Raw genomic sequence first — 707 nt, forward strand, 5'->3', positions numbered from 1 at the left:
ATTTTAATACCAGGATCTCGTCCTCCTAAAATTGTTAAAGAGTATATGGTTCAATCTATGAAGCCAGGAAGTGTGATTGTGGATATTGCAATAGATCAAGGTGGTACGGTAGAGACAGTCGATCATTATACAACTCATGATAATCCTATATTTGTTAAACATGATGTAGTCCATTATGCAGTACCAAATATGCCTGGTGCTACTCCACGTACTTCAACTATGGCGTTGGCAAATGGAAATATTGAGTATTTACTAGAAATAGCTAAAAATGGATTAGAGAATGCAATCCAAAATAAACCGGCTTTAGCGACGGGGATAAATATTTACAAGGGTACGATAACTTATGAGAATTTAGGTGCAACACTAGAGTTAGATTATAAGCCATTGAAAGAAGTGTTAATATGAGTAATGAGATTTTACCACTCAACATTGGGAATATAAAAAAGGCACAAAAAATTTTAGATGGAAATGCTAGAAAAACGCCTTTGGTTAAATCTTTCTATTTAACCAGTAAAACCGGTGGAGAAATTTATTTGAAGTTAGAAAATATGCAGTTAACGGGTTCATTTAAGTTTCGTGGTGCATTTAATAAAATTTCCCAACTAACAAATGAAGAAAAAGAACGTGGTGTAATCGCTTGTTCAGCTGGAAATCATGCACAGGGTGTTGCATTATCTTCCCATTTATTAGGAATCAAAAGTAAAATT

Annotated in this window: 1 protein-coding gene and 1 pseudogene; both read left to right on the forward strand. The window is 33.9% G+C overall.

What is annotated here, in order from left to right:
• Positions 1-405 (forward strand): annotated as a pseudogene (locus CN409_RS30825) (alanine dehydrogenase); the annotation flags it as partial.
• Positions 402-707, forward strand: a 306-nt coding sequence (locus CN409_RS30830) for a pyridoxal-phosphate dependent enzyme (RefSeq protein WP_141527759.1), incomplete at its 3' end; no start/stop codon positions are given. The pseudogene CN409_RS30825 and the gene CN409_RS30830, both read left to right, overlap by 4 nt.

It is taken from the genome of Bacillus sp. AFS012607 (genome assembly GCF_002558005.1).
GTDB lineage: Bacteria > Bacillota > Bacilli > Bacillales > Bacillaceae_G > Bacillus_A > Bacillus_A thuringiensis_S.